The organism is Rhizobium acaciae, from assembly GCF_025941625.1.
GTDB lineage: Bacteria > Pseudomonadota > Alphaproteobacteria > Rhizobiales > Rhizobiaceae > Rhizobium > Rhizobium acaciae.
Window position 1 is genome coordinate 319535 of the sequence record NZ_JAPCZO010000002.1, and the last position, 22885, is coordinate 342419.

General features: G+C 60.5%; 22 protein-coding genes. 12 read left to right on the forward strand and 10 right to left on the reverse strand.

The annotated features are described in order from the left end of the window. Positions 1-53 precede the first annotated feature (53 nt). Positions 54-758 (forward strand): peptide-methionine (S)-S-oxide reductase MsrA, encoded by a 705-nt coding sequence (gene msrA / locus OLZ32_RS05240; protein WP_264419928.1) that lies wholly within the window; start codon positions 54-56, stop codon positions 756-758. 66 nt (positions 759-824) lie between these two features. On the opposite strand, the gene OLZ32_RS05245 is transcribed toward msrA, so the two are convergent. Further along, positions 825-1364, reverse strand: a complete 540-nt coding sequence (locus OLZ32_RS05245) for a L,D-transpeptidase family protein (RefSeq protein WP_264419930.1) — start codon at positions 1362-1364, stop codon at positions 825-827. Positions 1365-1645: 281 nt separating this feature from the next. Here OLZ32_RS05245 and OLZ32_RS05250 point away from each other — a divergent pair, with 281 nt between their 5' ends. Next, entirely contained in the window at positions 1646-2086 is a 441-nt protein-coding gene (locus OLZ32_RS05250; RefSeq protein ID WP_003548318.1) for a response regulator, read from the forward strand. Positions 2087-2100: 14 nt separating this feature from the next. Here the strand turns inward: OLZ32_RS05250 and OLZ32_RS05255 are convergent, their stop codons facing one another. Next, positions 2101-2841, reverse strand: coding sequence for a TetR/AcrR family transcriptional regulator (locus OLZ32_RS05255; RefSeq protein ID WP_264419932.1), 741 nt, complete (start codon positions 2839-2841; stop codon positions 2101-2103). Positions 2842-3013: 172 nt separating this feature from the next. Between OLZ32_RS05255 and OLZ32_RS05260 the strand changes: the two genes are divergently transcribed. Further along, a complete protein-coding gene (locus tag OLZ32_RS05260) occupies positions 3014-4213 on the forward strand; it encodes a multidrug effflux MFS transporter (RefSeq protein ID WP_011654780.1) in 1200 nt (399 codons plus the stop codon). A gap of 135 nt (positions 4214-4348) precedes the next feature. After that, a complete protein-coding gene (locus OLZ32_RS05265; protein WP_264419935.1) occupies positions 4349-5641 on the forward strand; it encodes an MFS transporter in 1293 nt (430 codons plus the stop codon). A gap of 33 nt (positions 5642-5674) precedes the next feature. On the opposite strand, the gene OLZ32_RS05270 is transcribed toward OLZ32_RS05265, so the two are convergent. Beyond that, positions 5675-6556, reverse strand: a complete 882-nt coding sequence (locus OLZ32_RS05270; RefSeq protein WP_003548325.1) for a nucleotidyl transferase AbiEii/AbiGii toxin family protein — start codon at positions 6554-6556, stop codon at positions 5675-5677. Between the two features lies 1 nt (position 6557). After that, positions 6558-7382 (reverse strand): type IV toxin-antitoxin system AbiEi family antitoxin domain-containing protein, encoded by an 825-nt coding sequence (locus tag OLZ32_RS05275; protein ID WP_017991933.1) that lies wholly within the window; start codon positions 7380-7382, stop codon positions 6558-6560. Between the two features lie 636 nt (positions 7383-8018). Between OLZ32_RS05275 and OLZ32_RS05280 the strand changes: the two genes are divergently transcribed. Genes OLZ32_RS05280 through OLZ32_RS05315 form a run of 8 tightly spaced genes read left to right on the forward strand, consistent with a single transcriptional unit; the run spans position 8019 to position 16369 of the window. Then, positions 8019-9053: an ABC transporter substrate-binding protein gene (locus OLZ32_RS05280; RefSeq protein ID WP_264419939.1), complete on the forward strand. Its 1035-nt coding sequence runs from the start codon at positions 8019-8021 to the stop codon at positions 9051-9053. Between the two features lie 6 nt (positions 9054-9059). After that, a complete protein-coding gene (locus tag OLZ32_RS05285; protein WP_018482573.1) occupies positions 9060-9872 on the forward strand; it encodes an ABC transporter ATP-binding protein in 813 nt (270 codons plus the stop codon). Continuing rightward, on the forward strand, positions 9869-10705 hold the full coding sequence (locus OLZ32_RS05290) for an ABC transporter permease (RefSeq protein ID WP_264419941.1): 837 nt from the start codon (positions 9869-9871) through the stop codon (positions 10703-10705). Before OLZ32_RS05285 ends, OLZ32_RS05290 begins: the two co-directional genes overlap by 4 nt. 26 nt (positions 10706-10731) lie before the next feature. After that, entirely contained in the window at positions 10732-12090 is a 1359-nt protein-coding gene (locus OLZ32_RS05295; protein WP_003548335.1) for an FAD-dependent oxidoreductase, read from the forward strand. After that, entirely contained in the window at positions 12087-13244 is a 1158-nt protein-coding gene (locus tag OLZ32_RS05300; protein ID WP_130790682.1) for a CaiB/BaiF CoA transferase family protein, read from the forward strand. Before OLZ32_RS05295 ends, OLZ32_RS05300 begins: the two co-directional genes overlap by 4 nt. Beyond that, the gene (locus OLZ32_RS05305; protein ID WP_130788300.1) at positions 13241-14017 is read left to right on the forward strand and encodes an enoyl-CoA hydratase-related protein; all 777 of its coding nucleotides are present in this window, start codon (positions 13241-13243) and stop codon (positions 14015-14017) included. The genes OLZ32_RS05300 and OLZ32_RS05305 overlap by 4 nt, the downstream gene beginning before the upstream one ends. Before the next feature lie 35 nt (positions 14018-14052). Then, on the forward strand, positions 14053-14976 hold the full coding sequence (locus OLZ32_RS05310) for a LysR family transcriptional regulator (RefSeq protein WP_003548341.1): 924 nt from the start codon (positions 14053-14055) through the stop codon (positions 14974-14976). Positions 14977-14980: 4 nt separating this feature from the next. Then, positions 14981-16369 (forward strand): amidohydrolase family protein, encoded by a 1389-nt coding sequence (locus tag OLZ32_RS05315; protein WP_264419947.1) that lies wholly within the window; start codon positions 14981-14983, stop codon positions 16367-16369. A 117-nt stretch (positions 16370-16486) separates the two neighbouring features. Here the strand turns inward: OLZ32_RS05315 and OLZ32_RS05320 are convergent, their stop codons facing one another. From OLZ32_RS05320 to OLZ32_RS05345, 6 genes are all read right to left on the reverse strand, one after another. Next, entirely contained in the window at positions 16487-17377 is an 891-nt protein-coding gene (locus OLZ32_RS05320) for a dihydrodipicolinate synthase family protein (RefSeq protein WP_264419949.1), read from the reverse strand. Between the two features lie 36 nt (positions 17378-17413). Continuing rightward, the gene (fdxA, locus tag OLZ32_RS05325) at positions 17414-17740 is read right to left on the reverse strand and encodes a ferredoxin (protein ID WP_003548346.1); all 327 of its coding nucleotides are present in this window, start codon (positions 17738-17740) and stop codon (positions 17414-17416) included. Positions 17741-18011: 271 nt separating this feature from the next. Further along, positions 18012-19061 (reverse strand): LacI family DNA-binding transcriptional regulator, encoded by a 1050-nt coding sequence (locus OLZ32_RS05330; protein ID WP_264419951.1) that lies wholly within the window; start codon positions 19059-19061, stop codon positions 18012-18014. Between the two features lie 130 nt (positions 19062-19191). Continuing rightward, complete coding sequence (locus OLZ32_RS05335; protein WP_264419953.1) at positions 19192-20232, reverse strand: LacI family DNA-binding transcriptional regulator; 1041 nt, start codon at positions 20230-20232, stop codon at positions 19192-19194. Positions 20233-20446: 214 nt separating this feature from the next. Further along, positions 20447-20743 carry a hypothetical protein gene (locus OLZ32_RS05340; protein WP_264419955.1) on the reverse strand — a complete coding sequence of 99 codons (297 nt, stop codon included), beginning with the start codon at positions 20741-20743 and terminating at the stop codon, positions 20447-20449. Between the two features lie 212 nt (positions 20744-20955). Then, entirely contained in the window at positions 20956-22854 is a 1899-nt protein-coding gene (locus OLZ32_RS05345) for an ABC transporter ATP-binding protein (protein WP_130804527.1), read from the reverse strand. Positions 22855-22885 lie beyond the last annotated feature (31 nt).

Sequence of the window (22885 nt, forward strand, 5' to 3'; positions counted from 1 at the left end):
TGCGGCTTTTGCAAGGATGCGCAAGGATTTGGGCGATCGCAGGAGGTAGCGCCATGTCCCCGTCTTCCCACCGCAGGAGCCTTGCCGTGCTCCTTGCGTTCACTCTTCTCTCGCTCGGTACGGGTGCCGCAGGCGCGGCCGAAGATGCTGTCGTCATCCCGCCGCCAGCCGTCGATGAGGCGGCCGGCTCAGGCACCGAGACCGCCATTTTCGCCGGCGGCTGTTTCTGGGGTGTTCAGGGCGTCTTCCAGCACGTGAAGGGTGTCGAGAGCGCCGTCTCCGGTTATGCCGGCGGCGATGCCAAAACGGCTCAGTACGAAACCGTCAGCACCGGCTCGACAGGCCATGCCGAAGCCGTGCAGGTGAAGTTCGATCCGAAACAGATCACCTACGGCAAGTTGCTGCAGATCTTCTTCTCGGTGGCGCACAACCCGACACAGCTGAATTTCCAGGGTCCGGACCGGGGAACGCAGTACCGTTCGGCGCTGTTCGTTGCCGATCCCGAGCAGCGCAAGGTCGCCGAGAATTATATCAGCCAGCTCGACAAGGCGCATGTTTTCCCGCAGCCGATCGTCACCAAAGTGTCTGAAACCACGGGCTTCTATCCGGCCGAAGCCTATCATCAGGATTTCCTGACGCTCAATCCGACCTATCCCTATATCGTCTACAATGACCTGCCGAAAATCGAGAACCTGAAGTCGCTGTTTCCGGCCGACTACCGCGGCGAACCGGTCCTGGTGATGAAGGTCAAGGGCTGATCGATCTTGTCGGTCCTGGGATTATCGGCTCTGAACACAGGGATGCCATGCGTTCGCCGCAACAGTTCAGGGCATGATGTCTATGGGCGTATGATTGGGGACGCGGGCCCAAATATCGCGCATCTCCGAGTTGGTGACCGCAATACACCCATCCGTCCAATCCCACAGTTGATGGGCGTTTCCGAATAGGCCCCAGCCATTGGGAAGCCCGTGGATCATGATATTGCCGCCGGGAGGAAAGCCACCGGCGTCAGCGTTGCGCCGATCATCAGAGCCTGGATATGAAATGTGCAGGCTCAGATGCGCCATGGACTTGGGATTTCGCCAGTCTATTTCATAACGCCCTTCAGGTGTTTTCTCGTCCCCTTCTCGTTGCTTGGGACCCTCACCTGCAGCCTGCCCAAGAGAAATCCGGTATGTTGAGATGGGGGTATCCCCCTTGAGAAGGACCATGCGACGTTCGGCTTTATAAACACGAATGAGGTCAGCCTGTTGCTCCAACGGCGCATCTGGAGGTGGTGAGCCCGCGCCGATCCTGGCCATCAATTTCGTGTAAGCGAACAAGCTGACGACGACGGCGGTTAAAATGACAAATTTGCTTCTCAACCTGATCCTCATCTTCAAGCTCACAGAATGGCTAATACCGCCTTATCGCGTCCCCATCCAGAAGGCGCGCAGTTGAGACTGAGCACGATCGGGTGCCGCCTTTTTCTTCACGTTCTTTATTCTTAAGAATTTGTCAACGTTAACAATATCTTAAATACAAGAAACGGCGTTCCACCGCGGAACATATCGTCGACTTGCCCGTTACTGCCATGAGTTTCGCATCGGATAGACTGCCGGAGCGGATACCTCTTTCGAGTTATGCGTAACCAAGGGGACGTATCATGGCCACCAATGTCGTGCGGCGCTGGCAACGAGATGATCTCATGAAACAGAGAGTATTGATCGTCGAAGATGAATTCCTGATCGCCCTCGATCTCGAGGCGACGGTGGAAGGCATGGGGATGCAGGTTGCGGGCCTTGCGAATGATCGCGAACAGGCGCTGCGGCTGGCGCCGCTTGCCGATATTGCTTTTGTCGACGTCAATCTCGCCGACGGCCCGACCGGGCCTGAGATCGGCCGGCGGCTGGCGCAGGAACATGGCATTGCCGTCGTCTTCATGACCGGCAATCCCGAAGTGGTGGCTGACGGCGTCAAGGGCGCGGTCGGCGTGGTCCAGAAGCCGGTCATGCCTTCGGTTGTCGAACAGCTGGTGAAATATCTTGCCGCGCGCCGTGTCGGCATGTTCGCGATCGTACCTTCACAAATGACGGTCTTTGCCTGATCGGAAGGGCCAGCTCAGCCTGAGATGGCCGCGAGTTGCGGCGGATGGCCGGCCTGTTCCGCCTCCGGCCTGCCATAGGCCTTGAGAAAGGTACGGACCGCGTTGCGCGCCGCCTTTTCCAATTCTTCATCGGTGGGTGTGGCGCCGAGAAGGATCATCATCTGCAGGTCGGCATTGCCAAGCGCCACGAACTGCCGGGCCGCGACGTCGAAATCATCGATGACGAGCGCCCCCTTATGGGCAAGCCGCGCGAAAAGTGCTGACAGTGCGGTGATCAGCTTGCCCGGCCCCTGCTGGCGCCAGCTTTCGAAGAGGTGCGGATATCGCTCGCCCTCGGTCTGCACCAGCTTGCGCAGGAATTTTCCGTCGTGGTTGCAGATGCAGTTCTTGTTGAGGCGCACGGCGAAGGCCGTCAGCTCGTCCTCCAGATCGTCGGCGCGTTCAGGAAAGGTCGAAAGCACCGAGAACAGCATGGCGTTGGCGCGGTTCATGACGTCTTCGACGACGGCGACGAACAGCGTTTCCTTCTCGCGGTAGTGATTGTAGATCGTCTGGCGCGAGACGCAGGCGACGGCGGCGATCTCGTCGATACTGGCGCCGGCAAAACCCTGGCGGCAGAATACGTCGGCCGCGGCATCGAGGATCGACATGCGCTTGGCGCATTGTCCGCGCTGCGTATGCCCCGTCATCCGGGCTGCCGTTGTCATGCGATCTTTCATGAGAGCGAAGATAAGACGTCTTGACGTTTTAGACAATGGCGTCTAGTTTTACACCTGTGTCCAAATTTATTGACACTCTTGGTTTCGCCGCAGGAGAATGAGCTCCCAACTTCGTCTTCGCGCGAACGATCATCATTCAACCCTGAGAGCAATGTGGCGGAGCGACGATCCGGTACCCTCCGCCGCGCTTTTATGAAAGATCACCATTATGACGGCTCCCTTCTTTCGCATTGCCCTCATTCTCGGCCTTCTGTCGGCCATCGGGCCCTTTGCCATCGACATGTATCTGCCTGCGCTGCCGTCCATCGGCCAGGACCTGCATGCCGATAATAACGTCACCCAGCTTACCCTTCTGGCCTTCTTCATCTCCTTTGCGCTCGCCCAACTGGTCTACGGTCCGCTGTCGGATATGTGGGGCCGCAAGCTGCCGCTCTATCTCGGCATCGGCCTCTTTTCCGTCGCCTCGATCGGCTGTGCGCTGGCGACCGATATCGAAACGCTGATCGCCTTCCGTTTCGTTCAAGGTATCGGCGGTGCCGCCGGCATGGTCATTCCGCGCGCCATCGTCCGCGACATGCATACCGGCGTGCAGGCCGCCCGCCTGATGTCGCTGCTGATGCTGGTCTTCTCCATCTCCCCGATCCTGGCGCCGCTGACGGGCAGCGCCGTCATCGAGTTCTACGGCTGGCGCGGCGTATTCTGGGCCGTGACGATCGCCGCCTTCATCGGCCTCGTCCTGCTCGCCACCCAGCTTGACGAAACCCGTTCGGCGGCCGAACGCAGCGGCAGCGGTCTAAAGAGCGCCATGGCGGCCTACCGCCTGCTGCTTGCCGACCGCAACTTCCTGACGCTGACCTTCATCGGCGGCCTCGGCATTTCCAGCTTCCTGGTCTATCTCGCCAACTCACCCTTCGTACTGATCCAGCATTACGGGCTGACGCCGACGCAATATAGTTTTGCCTTCTCGATCAATGCCGTGTCCTTCTTCGCGGTATCGCAGGCGACGGGCTGGCTTGGCGAGCGTTTCGGCCTCGTGCGCGTCATGCGGATTGCGGTCAGCGCTTTTGCCCTTGCCATGGTCGTCATGGCGGTGGTGATGGCCTCTGGCTTCAACCAGCTGCCTGTCCTGGCGACCTTCCTGTTCATCGGCTACGGCTTCCTCGGCCTCGTCATCCCGACGAGCGCGGTGCTCGCGCTCGAGGATCACGGCGAGATCGCCGGCACCGCCTCGTCGTTGATGGGCACGCTGCATTTCGTAATCGCCGCCGTCGCCATGGTCATATCGAGCGTCTTCTTCGACGGCACCGCCGTTCCGATGGCCGCCGGCATCGCACTCTGCGCCTTCGCAGCCTTCGTGCTGACCCAGGCAACGATCGGCCGCCGCGCCGCCGTCGCCGCCGCTGAATGACTAAAGACCGTACCCGGCTTCGGGTACGGTCACATCATCAGGGTTGCGGCTGCGCGAAAATGCCGCGCCCGATTGAATATCGGCTGGCCGCGCTATTTACCCGATCCCCAAGCATGGTCATACCGGAGAATACTTATGGTCGACGAGAAGCGGCTGATCTCGAAAATCACCTGGAAGCTGATGCCGTTTCTCGGCATCCTCTATCTCATCGCCTATATCGACCGGCAGAACGTCAGTTTCGCCAAGCTGCAGATGGTCGATGCTCTCGGAATGAGCGAATATGCCTATGGTCTCGGCGCATCGCTCTTCTTCATCGGCTATTTTCTCTTCGAAGTGCCGAGCAACCTTTTCCTCGACAGGCTCGGCGCGCGTGTCTGGTTCGCCCGCATCCTGGTCTCCTGGGGCATCGTCACCATCGCGCTCGCCTTTACGCAGAACGCGACGATGTTCTACATCCTGCGCTTCCTGCTCGGTGTCTGCGAAGCCGGCTTCTTTCCCGGCGTCCTCTATTTGCTGACGCTGTGGTTTCCCTCGGCCTATCGCGGCAGGATGGTCGGGCTGTTCATGATCTTCAGTGCCATCGCCAATGCCGTCGGCGCGCCGCTCGGCGGCGTGCTGCTCGATCTCGACGGTCTCTACGGCTTTGCCGGCTGGGAGTGGGTGTTCCTGGCGACAGGCGTTCCGGCTGTGATCGCCGGCATCGTCACCTTCTTCTATCTTCCCGGCCGGCCTGAAAGTGCAAGCTTTCTGAATGGCGAGGAGAAGCAATGGCTCGAACGGAAGCTCGCCTCTGAAAATGCCGGCATGGGCGAGAATGCCGGAAACGGATTCAAGGCGCTCATCGACCCGCGCGTTCTGCTAATGGCGCTCTGCTATGTCGCCTTTCCGCTTTCGGCCTATGGGCTGAGCTATTGGCTGCCGACGATCGTCAAGGCTTTCGGCGTCAGCAACACGGTGAACGGGTTCCTCAACATCATTCCTTGGGTGCTGGTCGCGATCGCGCTTTATGCCGTTCCCGCCATGGCCGACAAGGCGCAATCGAAGACGCCCTATATCATCATTCCCGCTGTCATCGGCGCCGCCTGCCTGCTGCTCTCGGCGCTGATCCCGAACCACACTTTGCAATTCGCCTTCCTCTGCGTCGCAGCCGCCGGGATCTTTGCGCCCCAACCGGTATTCTGGAGCCTGCCCTCCCGTTTCCTCAAGGGCGCGGGGGCTGCGGCGGGCCTTGCCGCCATCAATTCCGTCGGAAATCTCGGCGGCTTCGTCGCCCAGAACGTCGTGCCCTGGATCAAGGATGAGAGCGGCAGCACGATCGCGCCGATGTTCTTTCTCTCGGCCTGCCTTGCGGTCGGCGCCCTGCTGGTCTTCGTCGTCACGCGTCAGCTGTCGCACAGGGAGCATCCGGCGGCTCCAAGCCGGGTTTAGGCCGACAATGTTCCGTCATGGATAAGGCTACGTTTAGGTCTTGGGACCTTTCGCTGCCAGCGACTTTAGCGCGGCCTCCGTCAACTCGAACACGCTGCTTTGGCGGAACAGACGCTTAGCCTCGCGGAAGATGTCTTCGAATTCGGGTGTCTCCGCCATTTGAGGGTCGAGCCTTGTTTTCCAGGTGCTGCGGAGCGCCTTCTCTTTCCGCTCAAATGCCTCCATGAGGTTCTCAGCGCCGCGACCTCTGAACTGGAGCTTCTGCGCAACGGCCGATGCGAGGTGTTCCGGCTCCAGGTCGAAGTCCTCGCTCAATTTCCATATGTCGAACAGATCGCGTGGCTGATTTCGGGCGGGGTCCGTGAGGGCAAGTATCTTCTCAGTGGCCACCTCGTCGAGCGCGTAGGTTTGTACCGTCCTTCCATCCGGAAAATCGAAAGCATCGTAAGTCCGGATGATTGGCTTCGCCTCAAGGTCGAATACAAGCTTTTCGGTGCGTGTCATGTCGACCTTGAAGTTCCGTTCACGGCGCATAGGTCCAGTGTATGACATATAGAACGTGTGGCTGTTGACGTGCTGGTGATTGTCCTTGCCCCCAAACACGATCGGCATTCCGGTTTGTTCCTCAACCGCTGAGCCAATTTCCTCGAAAGCCGCCTGCACGGTGTCGAATTCGGCATCCTCAAGGAGCGTGAAGTCCAAGTCTTCAGAGAACCGATACTCGCCGAAATGGCACCTTCTAAGCGCGGTCCCGCCTTTGAACGCGATATTCTTCCCAAAGTCATGGATCGCCAGTTCGGATAGGAACCAAGATAGGGCATAATCAAGCTCAATGGTTTGGTCCGGTATCCGCCTTCCGCCGTTTTGTTTGAGAAGTTTGTTAGAAATCATAGAAAGATCGCGTTGTGCAATCACGTTAGCTAGCCCTCGCCATGCGTGTTTCTTCCTCGCTCACATTGACTCGAAGCCGCCACCTGGAGTTGAAGCGACCGTCATCCGGCATCGTGGGATCGAGAAGATGATAGGTATCCGTTAATGCCGACCTAAGGCGCTGCATGTCTTCTTCATCGCCCAGGTCGCACGACGCCATCAGGAACCCAGTTCTGTTGACGACGGCCTTGGTCTTGATCTGAAGGGCGTAGTCAACGAGCTTCTTGGTCTTCACCTTTTCCTTCACCATCCATGTTCCGGCGGCGATCTCGGAGAACCCGCCGCACAGGTCTGGCCGCCTTAGACAATCGACGATCGTTCTCTCGACATCGCTGACCATGACGTATCCGTGTTCAAGCCATTTTCGTCCAATTCCGAAAAACTGCGATATCGGAAGCCCGGTCACCCGAATCTCCGTTCCCTGAGCGAAAATGGTTTCGGGATACCGATCGGCCACGGTGATCGTGACCAGAATTTGCGGTTGCTGGGTCATTCCATGTATCGCCATTGCCGTGCCGTGGGACAGGTAGCGTTGTTTGTCCTCGAAGAGCCTGTCGGCCACGAGCCAAGGATCGCCCGCGTAGACGCTCTCCGAACCCAGCTCGAACGGCACGAGTATGTATGTGCCGCGCCTAAGTCTGGTTACGACGCCGCGCTGCTGCGCTTTTGACAGCAAGTTAGACACGGCTTTTTTCGTGCCGCCCAAAATCCGGACGGCGTCGTCCAAAGAGAAGATCGTTCTTCTCTCATCATGGAGCGCAGTAAGAAGCGAGGCAGTCGACCGGCCCAGAGTCTTCATATTTTGCATCATCTAATCCTCCTGTTGGGGGGATATGGCTGGCAAAAATATAATCGCTCTTCGCCTGGCATGCAATAGAGGGTTATAAGATGCCGAGAGAAATCCTCCTGCCGGGAGGATTCTGGTAGGCATTTTATCCTCCTGGTTGCGATTCTTGTGTGAAAGAATTATAATATTCTCGTTGCAATCCTCTTGCCGGGAGGATTTTCCGGCAAAAATTATCACGAAGATCGGCGGTGGCTGGAGTGAAGGGCGTACCAAACCCATTCAATCCGTCCTCGAAAGCCCGCTCCGGCGGGCTTTTGTGTGTACCGCTCGGAAAGATGCCCAAATCAAATGCCGCGGATGCCCAAGTTTGGTTTGGAAGGCCTGAAAATTGCGTAATGATTTCGATGAATCAATCTGCAAAATGGACAAACCAAGATCGCGTAATTATCTGATAGCTCCAATACGAACAGCATTCTGAGCTTCGATGGGCGGTGTCCCCGCAGGTTCTATCCGCCTGTGTTGCCTTTTTGGCAATTCATATAGCGAATAATTGTTCTTTATTAGAACGCCAAAATTCCCCATCCTCCCCAGGCACTCGGCAAATGAGCTTCGGTACACGACGATAAAGTCGGACCGGGGGGAACAAATAGGGGAACTATTATGTCTCATTTCATGATGAACCGCCGTCGCTTCATATCCAATGTCGCAACGGTGGGCGGCCTGGCCGCAGCACAGACGCTCATCGGCGTGCGCGCGGGCCTTGCCCAGGACGTCGCCCAGGTGAAAATGCAACTGGGCTGGCTGGTCTCCAACGGCGTGATCGGTGAAGTCGTTGCGCAGAGGAAGGGTTTCTTCAAGGAGCAGGGCGTCGAGCTGGAAATCGTTCCCGGCGGCCCGAATGTCGATGGCGTCGCCGGTGTCGCGGCGGGGCAATCGACGCTTGGCCAAATCTCTTCCAGCCCGTCGGTGATGCTGGCGCGCTCCGCCGGCATCCCCGTCAAAGCCTTCCTGGCCGGCTATCAGAAACATCCCTTCACCTATTTTTCGCTGAAGAAAGCGCCTATCCGCGAGCCGAACGACATGATCGGCAAGACGATCGCTACGCAGCCGACGGCTTTTATCCTGCTTCGCGCCTTGCTCGCCAAGAACGGCATCGCCGAGGATCAGGTGACGATGGTCAATATGGGGTCGGACATGAACCAGCTTTTGACCGGTCAGGCCGACGCCGTCACCGGCTGGATCACCAACACCAATGCCCTTTCGGTCCTGGGTGACGACCGCGTCGACATGATGCTCTGGGACGCTGGGCTGCAGCTCTATGCCAATGTCTACTACACCACCGACGAACAGCTCGACAAACATGCCGACGTGCTGGTGCGCTTCACCACGGCAGCCGCAAAGGGCTGGGGCTATGTCCGCGACCATCCGGAAGAGGCGGTCGACATGCTGATCGAGACCTATCCCAACCTTGATAAGGCAAGCGAACTCAAAGCCGTCGGTCCGATTGCGAAATTCTCCTTCGGCGACACCACCAAGCAATTCGGCTGGGGGGCGATGAACAGGGAAAACTGGGCTGCGCAGATCAAGGCCTATGCCGACCTCAAGCAGTTCACCGGGACGGTTCCGACCGTCGATGACGTTGCGAGCTTCGCCATACTCGATGCGACGGCCGATATCCGCAAGCAGGTGGGGTGAACGGCCATGACTGCCGCCGCCACCGTCAAACGGCCAGATCCGCTGCCAGCCGGATCGCCGCTCGCCGTATCCGTCGCCAATCTGGACATCCGTTTTGGCGATAAGGACAACGAGATCACCGCTCTTTCCAACGTGTCGGTGAATATTCCCGAGGGGGCGTTCGTGACGATGCTCGGCCCTTCAGGTTGTGGAAAATCGACCCTGCTGCGCTGTATCGCCGATCTCGTGCACATCAACGGCGGTTCGGTCTCGGTGCTCGGGCGCTCGCCGCGCGAGGCACGGGAGGGCCGCGATTTCGCCTTCGTGTTCCAGGACGCCACTCTGTTGCCCTGGCGCAGCGTCATCGACAATGTCCGCCTGCCGATCGAGGTCGGCAAGCATGCGGCAGGCTCCTTTGCCGACCCGGCGGAGCTGCTGGCGATGGTCGGGCTCAAGGGACGTGAGAACGCCCTGCCGCATGAGCTTTCCGGCGGTATGCGCCAGCGCGTCGCCATCGCGCGGGCGCTGGTCACGCGGCCGCGCATCCTGCTAATGGACGAGCCGTTCGGCGCGCTCGACGAAATCACCCGCGACAAGCTGAACGAGGAATTGCTGCGGCTCTGGCAGGAGACGGGCACGACGATCCTATTTGTCACTCACTCCATCCCCGAAGCAGCCTTCCTTGGCCAGCATGTGCTGATGCTTCAGGCGCATCCCGGCCGTGTGAAGGAGTTCATGAAGGTCGACCTTCCCTATCCGCGTTCGCTCGCCATGAGAGACACGGTGGAATTCATTCAGGTGACGGCGCATCTGCGCGCTCTGCTGGAGGAATGCCTATGAGCAACGTGGTCTCTTCCGAAGCGCGTTCCGCGCCCGCATCCACCCCGCGCAAGGTCGCGATCCTCGACGCCACCATGGGCACCCTGTCGAGAAATCTGCCGGCGATCCTGGCTGGACTCGGCCTCGTCGTGCTCTGGCAAGTGGTGATCTGGATCTTCAAGATCCCGACCTTCATGGCGCCGAGCCCGGCCGACGTCGTGCTCGCCTTTCGCGACAATGCCGCAACGCTGTGGCGGAATTTCCTGCCGACGCTGCTCGAAGCCACCCTCGGCTTTCTGTTCGGTAACCTCGTCGCCATCCTGCTGGCGGTCTGGTTCGTGCATAGCACGACGGCGGAAAAGGCATTTTACCCGATCGCCGTCTTCATCAAGGCGATCCCGATCATCGCACTTGCGCCGATCCTCGTGCTGATCTTCGGCAATGGACTGGCGCCAAAGATCATCATCGCCGGTCTGATCTGCTTCTTTCCGACGCTGGTCAACATGGTCCAGGGGCTGCGGGCGGCAAGTCCCGCCATGCTCGACCTGATGCGGGTTCTGTCCGCCACCAATTCGGAGATCCTCTGGAAAGTGCGGTTTCCGAGCTCGTTGCCCTTCCTGTTCGCCGCCTTGAAGATCGCCGCAACCAGCAGCGTCATGGGGGCGATCGTCGCAGAATGGATCGGTTCGAGTTTCGGTCTCGGCGCCCTGATCATCGAGGCCACCTATAATTTCCGCTCGCCGCTTCTCTACGCGACCGTTGTGATCGCAGCCCTTCTGGCGGTGGTCCTCTTCGCCCTGGTCTCGGTCGTCGAGACGAAGGTCGTGCGCTGGAAGCCGGCCGGATCGCATTGAGCACGCGCAACCAGGAGAAAACGACAATGATTGAGACAATCCATCAGCCTGCGCGCGACATCAAAGTGGTCGATCGCTCCGACGTCGTCGTGGTCGGTGGCGGCCCAGCCGGGATCTCGGCGGCAGTGTCGGCGGCCCGCAACGGTGCGAGCGTGACCTTGCTGGAGCGCTATCCCTATGTCGGCGGTCTCGCCGCCGGCGGCATGGTGCTGGTGCTCGACGATATGATCAACGAGCTCGAAATCACCGTGCGCGGCATCTGCATGGAAATGATCGAGCGCATGAAGCTCTGGGGTCTGTGCGTCACGCCGACCGACCGCGACCGTCTGATCGAATTCCGCGATACGCCGGAAGCCTGGCAGCGCTGGGCGCGCTGGGGACTGTTCGACTTTCACACGCCGTCCATGCCGCATCCGATATGCTTTTCCGCAGCCTTCGACCCCGACGCCTTCAAGCGTGCCTCCTACGACATTCTGGCTCTTGCTGGCGTCAAGCTCAGAACCCATAGCTGGTTCTCCTCCGCAATCGTCGAGGACAGGACGATCAAGGGTGTGATCTGCCAGACCAAGGCGGGCATGGAAGCAATCCTCGGTGATGTGGTCATCGATACCACGGGCGATCTTGATGTCGCCGCCAGTGCCGGTGCCTCGCATATCGAATCCAATTTTATCCTGACGACGGTTTCGCGTTGGGGCGGTATCGACACGGATGCGGCCGAGCGGTTCGAGCGTGAAGATCCGGAAGCCTTCAAGCTGGTGGATCACGAAGCCAAGCGTCTCATCGGCGGTTGCTGGTCTTTCTGGTGGCTGAAGACGCCACTGCCGGGCGTCGTCTGGCTCAACTGCCCGCATATGCCGAAGCTGAGCGGCCTCAAGGTCGAGGACTTGACGCGGGCAGAATTGGAAGGCCGCGCGCGTATCGCTCGACTGCTGGACTTCGCGCGAGAGAAAATGCCGGGCTTCGAAAGTGCCTATGTCGTCGATTTCGCGCCGCAGACCGGCGTGCGCCAGACACGGCAGTTGGAAGGCGACTATGTCGTGACGAAGGACGATGTCATGAGCCGGCGGCACTTCGCCGACACGGTCTGCCGTGGCCGCGACTACTACACGCCTTACCGGGCAATGCTGCCGAAGGAGATCGATCAGTTGATCGTCGCTGGCCGTCATTACTCGGCAACGCCGCAGGCGCAGAAATCCAGCCGCGAAATTCCGCCTTGCATGGCCATGGGTGAGGCAGCAGGCGTTGCCGCTGTCGTCGCACTCAATGCCGGCACGACCGTGCGCAAGGCCGACATCAAGGCAATTCAGAAACAGATGCGGGCGCAGGGGGCCGATCCCGGCGACGTACCATCCGAAAACGCTACCTATCTGGAGGCCGCAGAATGACCATTCTCCCCCTCGACGGCATTCGCGTCATCGATTTCACCCAGGTCATGCTCGGGCCCTCCTGCACGCAGGTGCTGGCCGATTATGGCGCCGAAGTCATCAAGATCGAAAAGGTCCGTATCGGTGATCTCTCCCGTTGGTCGCTCGGCTCCGATCCGGATGGCCTGAACAACCCGGTCTTCTGCTCGTTGAACCGCAACAAGAAGAGCCTGGCACTCGACCTGAAGCAGCCCGAGGCGCGCGAAACCGTGCTCACATTGCTCGAGACGGCCGACGTCGTCGTCAACAACTTCCGTCCCGGTGTCATGGAGCGCATGGGCTTCGGCTTCGAGGACCTGAAGAAGATCAACAAGAAACTGATTTATGCGGTTGGCACCGGCTTCGGCCTGACCGGCCCCTACCAGCACAAGGGTGGACAGGACGTGCTGGCGCAGGCTGTATCGGGCGTCATGCGCCGCAAGTCGGACAGCAGCCACCCGACTTCGATTTATGCCACGCCGCTTGCCGATTATTCCGCCGGCATGCATCTGGTTCAGGGCATCCTCCTGGCGCTCCTGCAGCGCGACAAGACCGGCGAAGGCCAGCAGGTCGCCGTCAGCCTTTATAACTCCATGCTCGCCATGCAGATGCAGGAAGGTACGACCCATCTGATGCGCCAGAAGGATCTCAATTGGGGCGCTTTCCCGCTGACAGGCGTGTTCGAAACCACTGACGGTGCCATCGTCATGGTCGGCGCGTTCAAGCAGAACCCGCTTCAGGACATCTGCAACGCGCTTGAGATCGAGGATCTGTCGCAGTACCCGCATTACAAGGATTTCGACGCGCAGATGGCGCGGCGGCCGGAGCTACAAACGATCTTCCACGACAATTTCGCGAAAAATACCACGGCCCATTGGCTGCAGCGCCTGGAGGACGTCGACATCCTCTGCGCGCCTGTCCGCTCCCTGCCGGAAGCGCTGAAGGACGAACAGACGATCATCAACAAGATGATCCTGGAGGCCGGCGAGACGTCAGCCGGCCCGATCCGCCTCATCGGCTCGCCGATCGACATGTCGGCGGCTGAGGTCGCGGTGCGCATTTCGCCGCCGCAGCTCGGCCAGCACAATGACGAGATCCTCGGTTCTCTCGGCAGGCTGCAGGGAAATGCGGCATGAGTGTCGGGTTTTCCGTCGCAGATCGTGTCGCCCGCGTCACCCTGGACCGTCCCGACCGCATGAATGCGGTGGATGCCGCGACGGAGCAGGAGCTGGAGACGATCTGGCGCGAGATCGAAGCGCGAGACGACATCAGCTGCGTCGTCCTGACCGGAGCCGGGGAAAGAGCCTTTTGCGCCGGCGCCGATCTGAAGGGGGGGAGCGGTAGCTCCGGCCTCGATTATTGGGCGGCGAGCCGGGTGAACGGCTTCGGCGGGCTGGCGTTTCGCCGGTCTCTCGATGTGCCTGTCATCGCCCGCGTCAACGGCTTTGCACTCGGTGGCGGCTTCGAGATGGTGCTCGGTTGCGACATCGTCATTGCCGCGCAAACGGCTCGTTTCGGCCTGCCGGAAGCCCGCGTCGGGCGCATGCCGCTGGATGGCGGCATGGTGCTCTTGCAACGAAAGATCGCCTTCAACCGGGCGATGGCCGTCATGCTGACCGGCCGGCAGTTTAGTGCCGCCGAGATGGCGGGGTTCGGGGTTGTCAACGAGGTGGTTCCGGCGATCGAGCTGGATGCGGCCGTTGATCGCTGGGTTGCCGATATCGTTGCCTGCGCGCCGCTGTCGCTGCGCGCGATCAAGCAGACGGTGAACCGGACCGGCCATCTGAGCCCCGCAGAGGCACAGGCCTTGCGGACGCCGGCGCTGGTCAAGGCGCTGCAAAGCGAGGATGCGCTGGAGGGCGTCGCCGCCTTCCAGCAGAAACGGGCGCCCGTTTGGCGGGGACGATGAGCATGGTATAGCTTCCGGCATATCGAGGGCCCCTCATGCACGCTAGTATCTTGAAATATTTCGCTGAAGTCGCGCGTTCAGGGTCGATCCGCAAGGCATCGGACGAACTGCATGTGGCGACCTCGGCCGTCAGCCGGCAGATCAAGAAGCTGGAGGACGAGCTTGGAGCACCGCTGTTTGAACGTTTCTCCGACGGCCTGCGATTGACGGCGGCCGGCGAGATCGTGCTGAAGCATGCCAAGGACACGCTGCTGAAATACGAGATCATGAAATCCGATCTCGGCGACCTTCAGGGCAAGTGCGCCGGCCGAGTCCATATTGCCTCCCTCGATAGTCTCGCCATCCAGTTCCTGCCGGAATTCGTCATGGGCTTCCACCGGCGGCATCCGGCGGTCGATTTTCGCATTCGCTACGACAATTACACCAGCATTTTCCATTTCCTGGCCGACGGTGACGCCGATATCGGCGTCACCTTCGATCTTGCCCGGCCGCATGACATCAAGCTGGTCTATGGCGTTCCGATGCCGCTGATGGCGATGGTATCGCGTAATCATCCACTGGCGCGGCAGAAATCCGTCACGCTGCAGGAATGCGCGCAGTTCAAGCTGCTGCTGCAGCTCGACAATGAGGTCATGAGCTCGATGATCGCCGTCGAGCTCGGTGCGCTCAACCGTGTCGGCCGTACGGTGGTGGCGACCAACAATCAGATGATGCTGAAGCCGCTGATCCTGTCTGGTGAGGGGGTCGCCTTCTTCACGCCGCTTGGCCTTCTGGAAGAGCTTGAGGCCGGAGAGGTCGTCGCTTTGCCGATTGCCGGTTCGCGATTGCACGATCTGCAGGTCGGCATCGTTGTGCCGCGTCATCGCCAGCTTACCCACGCGACCGAGGTGGTGATCGAGTCGATGAGCGTCGAGCTGAAGAAGTTCAGCGACAAAATCCAGACTGTGATCCAGAGGTAAGAAGATGACCCCATCAGCCCGGTTGCTGCTTCGCCCTGGCCATCAGCCTGCGGAACGTTTTGATGGCGCCGCACGGTTTCCCGTCGCGCGAAGCGTGCTTGCCGCGCTCGGCCCCGGCGATCTGGTGATGCCGTCGCCCGTCAACGCCCATGACCACGGATATGGTATCCGCACGCTCGATTTCGGCGCCGTCGACGATGCTCTTGAGGTCTGGATACCGGGCATGCGCCTGCGACCGCGAACCGATGCCTATCTGGAAGCGTTGGTGGCGTTCGCGCGCCTGGCGCAAACCGGTGTGGGCGCGACGATGCATTGCCACAATTCGCTGAATATCAACCGGCTCGGTGATGAAGCCGCCGCCGTCATCCGTGCCGCGGGGGAAGTCGGCATTCGCCTGGGATTGTCCTGCCCGCTGCTCGATTTCGACCCTTGGGCCTATGGCGGCGGGCCGGAGAAGTTGAAGCCATTGCTGAGCGAGGACGACTGGCAGGCTCTGTCGCCGAGCATCCCGGCCTATGCGCCGGTCGCGGAACAGATCGCCGCCGTCGACGCGGTGGCGGCGGCAAATTCCAATCCGATGGTCGATGTTCAATACGGGCCGGTCGGTCCACAATGGTGTTCCAACGCCCTGCTTGAGGCGATCGCCGAAGCATCAGCGGTCAACGGCCGGCGCATCCACATGCATCTTCTGGAAAGCCCCCGGCAGCGACAATGGCTGGATCGCCGTTTTCCGCAGGGTGTCGTCCACTACCTCGATGAGATCGGTTTCCTGTCGTCGCGGCTGGCGGTTGCCCATGGCGTGCAGTTGCAGCCGGCGGAATGCGAGCTTCTGGCGGAAAGGGGTGTGCAGCTCGTCAGCAATCCCTCGGCCAATCTGCGTCTGCGCTCCGGCGTTGCGCCGATTTCGCTCGTGGCAGAGAAAGGGCCGGCTCTTGCCATTGGCCTCGACGGGTCAGGCTTCGACGACGATCAGGATCTCTGGCGCGAAATGCGGCTTATCCACCTGCTGCACGGCGGACGCGAGCTCAATCGCCGGTTCACCGCCGACCGGATTTTCGATGCCGCCATTCACATCGGCGCCAAGGTACTCAACGCACCGGCCGGCCAGGATATCGTGGTGATCGATTATGATGCGTTGACGGCTGACAGCCTGTTTGACGATATCGATGGGGCCGAGGTGCTGTTGACCCGCATGACATCAGCCCAGGCCAAGGGGCTATTCGTCGGCGGGCGCGAAATCATGAGGGACGGTCGCTTGACCACCGTCGATTTTGATGGAGCGCGGCGGGAACTGCGCGAGCAGGCAAGGGCCGATTTGCCCCGCCTTCGGCGCGAACGGCAGCTTGCCGGGAGTCTGTCGGCTGCAATCCGCAGCTACTACTCGCGGTGGTGAGAAGGTCGGGTATCTAAAGGGCGTCGCGATCTTTCAGATTCGCTCCTCGCGCTTTAGGTCTTTGTTTTTACGCATATCGTTAGCGCAAAACCGCTGCACACTTTTGCGCGACATGCTTTAGCCTGCGCTCGTCAACTCGGCGGCGATCGTGTCCAGCGCGTCCAGGCTTGCCGCTTCAGCGATTTTCAGGTTCGGTGGCAATACATTGCCCCATACCGCATGGCCCGTCCGCTTGCCGACGAGATATTTGACCGCCGGAATGAGCGGGTGAGCGGCGATCGCCTGCCTGAGGTTTCCGACCCTATCGAGGGTCGCGTGATCGCTCTGGTTCTTCCATAGCCTTGCCGAGGATTGCGGGTCGATATTGACGGTTGCCGAAATACAGCCGGCGAAATTATCCTTTTCCGCCTCGGCAAGAGCTGCCTCGTTGCTCGGGAAGACGGCAAAGCCGGGAATTCGTGCGAGCCTACGGGCATAGTCCAGATTGCCTGAACTATCCTTTGCGCCGCGGATGCGCTCGGGAAACATTTGGATGAGTTTTGCTGCCAGGGCAGGTGAGAACTCGATGCCTGTCAACTGCGGGAAATTGTAGAGATACAGGCCGATAGGCGTTTCGGCCGTCTCTCGAATGAGGTGATCGAACCAGGCAAAAAGCCCATCATCCTGGACCGGCTTGTAGTAGTAAGGCGGCAGGAGGAGCGCGGCGGCATAACCCAGCTCGTAAGCCTGCCGTGTCAAGGCGATCGTCGTTTCAAGATCGGGCGTTCCGGTGCCCACCATCATCTTGCCGCCATCGAGGCCCTTTGCGGCGGCGGCCATGAGCGCGCTTCTTTGCACGGTAGAGAGTGCGTTAGCCTCGCCCGTCGTTCCCAGCACATTGAGAAGATCGCATCCTTCCGCCAGGCACCAGCGGCCGTGTTCAAGGAAAGCATCCAGATCGACGGTTCTGTTTTCGGTGAAGGGGGTAGGTATGGCTGCGACGACGCCACCGATCTTTGCTGCTGTCATGTCGATCTCCGTTCTCAATCGAGAGGCCTGTCTTCATCAGGCTCTTTCATAGGCGGCGACGAGCGGGTGATCGCGATTGGTCGTATGGTTTTTGTCCCATCCGCCGGGCGAGCCCCAGTTGGTGACGTCGGGGCCGAAGAAGTCCTGATTGACGGCTTTGAACTGCACTCGGCCCTGCGGAATTTCCTCGTCCCATGAAATGGCATCGACCGGACAGACCGACAGGCACAGGCCGCAATTGATGCATTCGCCTGGGTGTATATAGAACATCCGTCCGCCTTCGTAGATGCAGTCCACGGGACAGGCGACCGTGCAATCGCCATCCTTAACGTCGATACAGGGATCGGTAATGACATAGGCCATCCGGCGGCACCTCACTCTTCACTTGAGACGAATATGGCAAAGGACGGCGTTGCGAAAAAGCGCTGATTTTCGATGTTTTGATTGCCGAAAAGGCAACGCGACAGCCTTGGGACCAGAGGCACCGCACGCGCCGAAGCCGGAGTCGCCTTTGCAGCAAGCCGCAACTGGGGGTGACGGCTAAGTATCCGGCGTAGGTAGCAGGATGCGATACATCATTGAGATCTGATAAGTAGCGCCGGTCCTGATCATGCCTGACGGTTTTCCGACGATATCATGCTCTATTTTTTTGATTGAGGGTGAAAGCGTCGCTTTCGCCGGGAACGAGTTCCAGCGGCCAGATCCTGTTTCGGGCGCCCTGCGGATAATGATCGGCATAGGCCGGCATGGTGGCGAGCAGGGTTTCGCCGAGCTGCGCGCCGAGATCGCGCAGCGACATGCGGAAGGAGGTCAGAGTCGGCTGCAGGAAATGCGTGCGCGGCTCCTCGCGGAAACCGACGACGGCGAGGTCGCGGCCTGGCACGATGCCGGCCTCGGCAAGCCGGCGGTAAAGCCCGATCGCCATCAGCTCGTGGATCAGGATGATCGCCGTCGGCCGCTCTTCGATCATCAGCAATTCGTGGCCGGCCTGATAACCGCCCTGTTCGCTCGACTTGACCCGGATGACGAGGGCCGGGTCGAAGGCAATACCGTGCCGTTGCAGCGCCTGGCGGTAGGCGTCGACGAAGAGATAGCCAAGATTGATGTCGGAGGAGGGGGCAGCTACCGCGATCCGCCGGTGGCCTTTGGCGACCAGTCGGTCGACGCCGCGCGCCGCCACGCCCTCGAAATCGAGGTCCATCCAGGTGTAGCTGCCGCCCGACGCGCTGCGCCCGAGCGCCACGAAGGGGATGCGGGCCTTTTCCAGAAGCTCGATGCGCCTATCGGTTCGTCGTGTCGCCGAGAGGATCAGCGCGTCGACAAGCCGGCGCGCCACCATGCGCTTCAGATATTCATGCGGGTCCTCGTCATCGGGGCAGGGCAGCATGACGAGATCAAGCTTGTGACGGGAAAAGACGCTCTGCAGCCCGTCGGTGACGCCAAGGAAGAAGTCGTCGCTGTTTTCGATCGTCTCGCGGCTCACTTCGAGCATCAGCCCGATGACGTTGGTCATGCCCTGGCGAAGGCTGCGGCCGGATTGGTTGGCGACATAACCGAGCTCCTCGGCGGCGGCGAGCACGCGCCGGCGCGTCTCGTCGTTGACGTCGGGCTTGCCGTTCAGCGCACGGGACACCGTTCCGATCGAAATGTCGAGATGCTCGGCGAGCTGGCGGATTCCCCTCATCTGCGGCGATCTTCCTCCCCAATGCATGTCGCCCAAAACTGTGCAGCGGTTTTGGGATAACGACATGCGTCAAATAAAGCGTCAGCTCTTCTTGCCACAGGATGGCGCCTGCGAAAAGGCGGGGGAGAGGTCAGGGTCTGAAGCTCTGGCGGATGACGAGCTCGGGAATGACGCGTTCGTAACCTGGAGCCAAGCCCGGGTTTTCAAGCCGCCGCTCCATCAGCTCGACGGCGCGCTGCGCCATGGTCAGCGGATCCTGGCGGAAGGTGGTCAGCCGGTAGCTCAGCCAGGAGGACTCCGGCACGTCGTCGAAGCCGATGACGGCGACATCCTCGGGGATGCGCAGTCGCGCTTCCAGGCGCACGACATCCATCAGTCCGAAAGCGATCTGGTCGTTGGCGCAGAAGACCGCGTCGGGCTTTATTGTCTGCGAAAAGAGCGCGCGTGCGGCGGTGACGCCGCCGTCATAGTCGGAATCGCCGCCGCGTCCGACGACGACGGAGACATCGAGCGAACCGGCTGTCGACAGGAAGGCGCTTTCGCGCTCGATGATGGACGGCGTTCCGGTGTTGGAGCCGATGACCGCCAGCCGCCGTCTGCCGCTTTCGTAAAAGGCCGTCGCCGCCTTGCGGGAGGCCTCGGAGTTGCCGGCGCGCACATGGTCGGCGTCGGGTTCGGAACGGCCGATCACCACCAGCGGCTGGCCATTTCGCTGTGCCAGTTCGAAGAAACTCGCCGGTGGCGAGCCGGACAGGATGATGATCGCCTCGGCGCGGTGGCCGATCAGCATCTTCTGGGCGGCGAGCAGCTCGTCTTCCGTCTGGCCAGTGTTGATGAGAATCGGGATGCTGCCGCGTTTTATCAGGCATTTGGCAAGCGCTGCGGCCAGATGTGCGCGAAAACCCACTTCCGGCCGGGTCGCGACGATGCCGACCAGGCGGCTCTGATTGGCAAGCACGCCGCGCGCCAGGTCGTTGACATGGTAGCCGAGTTCTTGCGCCGCCTGCAGCACCTTTTCGCGCGTTGCAGGCGCCACGCTGGTGCCTGGCGTGAAGGTGCGCGAGACGGCGGAGCGCGAAACGCCCGCCAATCGCGCCACCTGCTCGGCGCTGACGAAGCGCATGCGTTCTTTCTTTGGCGTCTTGCTGCCGTTCACTGGACCATCATTCATCGGCTTTCAGCTATTGGTCGTCTCTAACAGCCGGATGACAGGCGGTCGAGGCAGCCGGAATTTTTTGCTTTTGGGAGGGACTGCGAACCAAACTGCATTGGCCCAGGCAAAGAAAAACCGAGGCTGCCGGATGCAGCCTCGGTTGATGGGCGAAAATCAGCGGCGACGACGAATGACCAGATCCGCGCCGCCAATGGCAGGCGAGGTCTTCCCGCTACTCGCAGACCCTTACGGTTTCGACATGATAGCCGCCGTCGTAGCGGTTGCGGACATCGCGGTCCTCATACCAGCATCGCGGCGCGGGTTCGACATAACGCGGACCATCGACGTAGCGAGGGCCGCTATTGGCGATCGCGCCACCGATCAGACCGCCGACGACGCCTGCGGCAACGCCGCCAGCGATGGCCCGGCCCGTGTCATCGTGGTGATGGCGATCACGCGCGGCAGCGGGCTGAATGGCCAATCCCACAATGGCCGTTGCGATCAACAGGCTGCTAATAACTCTCTTCATAACATTCTCCTCAGTGGCACTCGTCCCCCGATAGGAAATAAATGCGGCAGCAAGGCGTTTGTTCGTTCAAACTTTGCGACATGCATTAATGCATGTCACCTGAGATTAGAGCGCCGTGCGTCCTCACGGACGCACAAAGGTCGCTCTTACACTTTCAATCCTCGCACCGTACTTTCCGAAAATCGATTCCGAATTTCGGAAAGTACGATGCGCTAGGTCGCCGACTCCGCTGCCGTCGTCTCTTCCAGCACGTCTTCGGGAATGTCGTCGAAGGAGGAGTAATTCAGATTGTAGAGCTTTGAATAGAGCTTGCCGTTCTTCATTAGCTGACGGTGGTCGCCGCTTTCGATGATTTCGCCGTTCTGCAGCACGATGATGCGGTCCGCCTCGCGGATCGTTGCGAGGCGATGGGCGATGACGAGGCCGGTGCGGTTTTCGAGCAGCTTCACCAGCGCCTTCTGGATCAGCATCTCGGTATAGCTGTCGATGTTGGCCGTTGCCTCGTCGAGCACCAGGATCTTCGCGTCCGCCACCAATGCGCGGGCAAAGCTCAAAAGCTGGCGCTGGCCGAGCGAAAGGTTGCCGCCGCGCTCGCCGAGGACACTGTCGTAACCATCGGGCAGGCGCATCACGAAATCGTGCGCGCCGACGGCCTTCGCCGCCTCGATTACCTGTTCGCGCGTCGCCTCCAGCTTGTGGTAGCGGATGTTTTCGAAGACTGTGCCGGTAAAGAGGAAGGGTTCCTGCAACACCATGGCGATCTGCGCTCCGAGCGAATCCTGCGTCAGATCACGCACATCGTCGCCGCCGACCAGCACCTGACCCTGCTGCACGTCGTAGAAGCGGTGGATCAGCGACATGCAGCTCGATTTGCCGGACCCCGTCGGCCCGACCAGCGCCACCGTCTCGCCGGGATTGACCTTGAAGCTGACATGCTTCAGCACCGGATGTTTCGGATTGTAGCCGAACACCACATCCTTGAATTCCACCGATCCGTCCATGTCGCGCGACAAGGCCTTGGCGTCGGGTGCGTCCTTGATGTCGACAGGCACGTCGAGCACTTCGGTCAACCGCTGGCCCGACGCCATGGCGCGTTGCATCACCGAATATTGCAGGGTCAGCGAACGGATCGGGTCGAAGAAGCGCTGGATGTAGAACAGGAAGGCGACGAGCACGCCGACATCGAGCGCCTGATTGAGAACGCGGGCGCCGCCGACGACGATGACGAGCGCCATCGCCACGCCGGTCAGGCTGTCGACGATCGGCACCATCACCTGCGCGTAGCGCGCCGCCGTCAGATGCGTCTTGAGGTTGGCGCGCGCCTTGTCGTCGTAGAGCGTGAAGTTGACGCCCTGCCTGTCCATGCTCTGGACGGCGCGCACGCCGTGGATCGCTTCGGCGAGTGCGCCCGCGGCAACTGAATTGGTCTCGTGCGCGGCCATGAAGGATTTGCGCGCCAGCGGCAGCCAGAATAGCCGGACGATAAAGAGCACCGGCAGCACCGAGAGCGTCAGCAGCCCCAATTTGAAATCGAGATAAAGCATCACGAAGACGATGCCGAAGAGCAGCACGATGTCGCCGACCGACAGCACCGAGGTTTCGAGGAATTCCTGCATCGAGTTGACGTCGCCCTGCAGGCGCGACATCAGCCGTCCCACTTCGGTCTTGTCCATGAAGGACAGCGAGACGCGCTGGAGATGCGAAAACATCGCCTTGCGGATATCGAAGAGCACGTCCTCGGCCACGCCGCCGACCAGCGTCTCCTGTGCGTAGCTTGCCGCATAGTTGATTGATATGGCGACGGTGAAGGCGACGATCGACCAGACCAGGGCCGAATGGTTGCCGCCCGGCGACATGCCATGGTCGATGGCATAGCGGATGATCAGCGGGATGGTGAGCTGCATCATCGTGAAGGTCAGAACGGCGACGACGGACCACAGGACCTGGCGGCGATAGGGGTGAACGAAAACCCAGATGCGCTTGACGATATTGCCGTCGAAGGCCTTGCCGAACATCTCCTCCTCGACGCGGTGCGAACCGACCACCGCCCGCGGCGGGCGGCGTCCATCCTCGCGAACGTCGGGACGCTCGGTTTCCAGTTCCTCGGCCATGCCATTCCTCCCGCGGCCATCACGTCCGGTG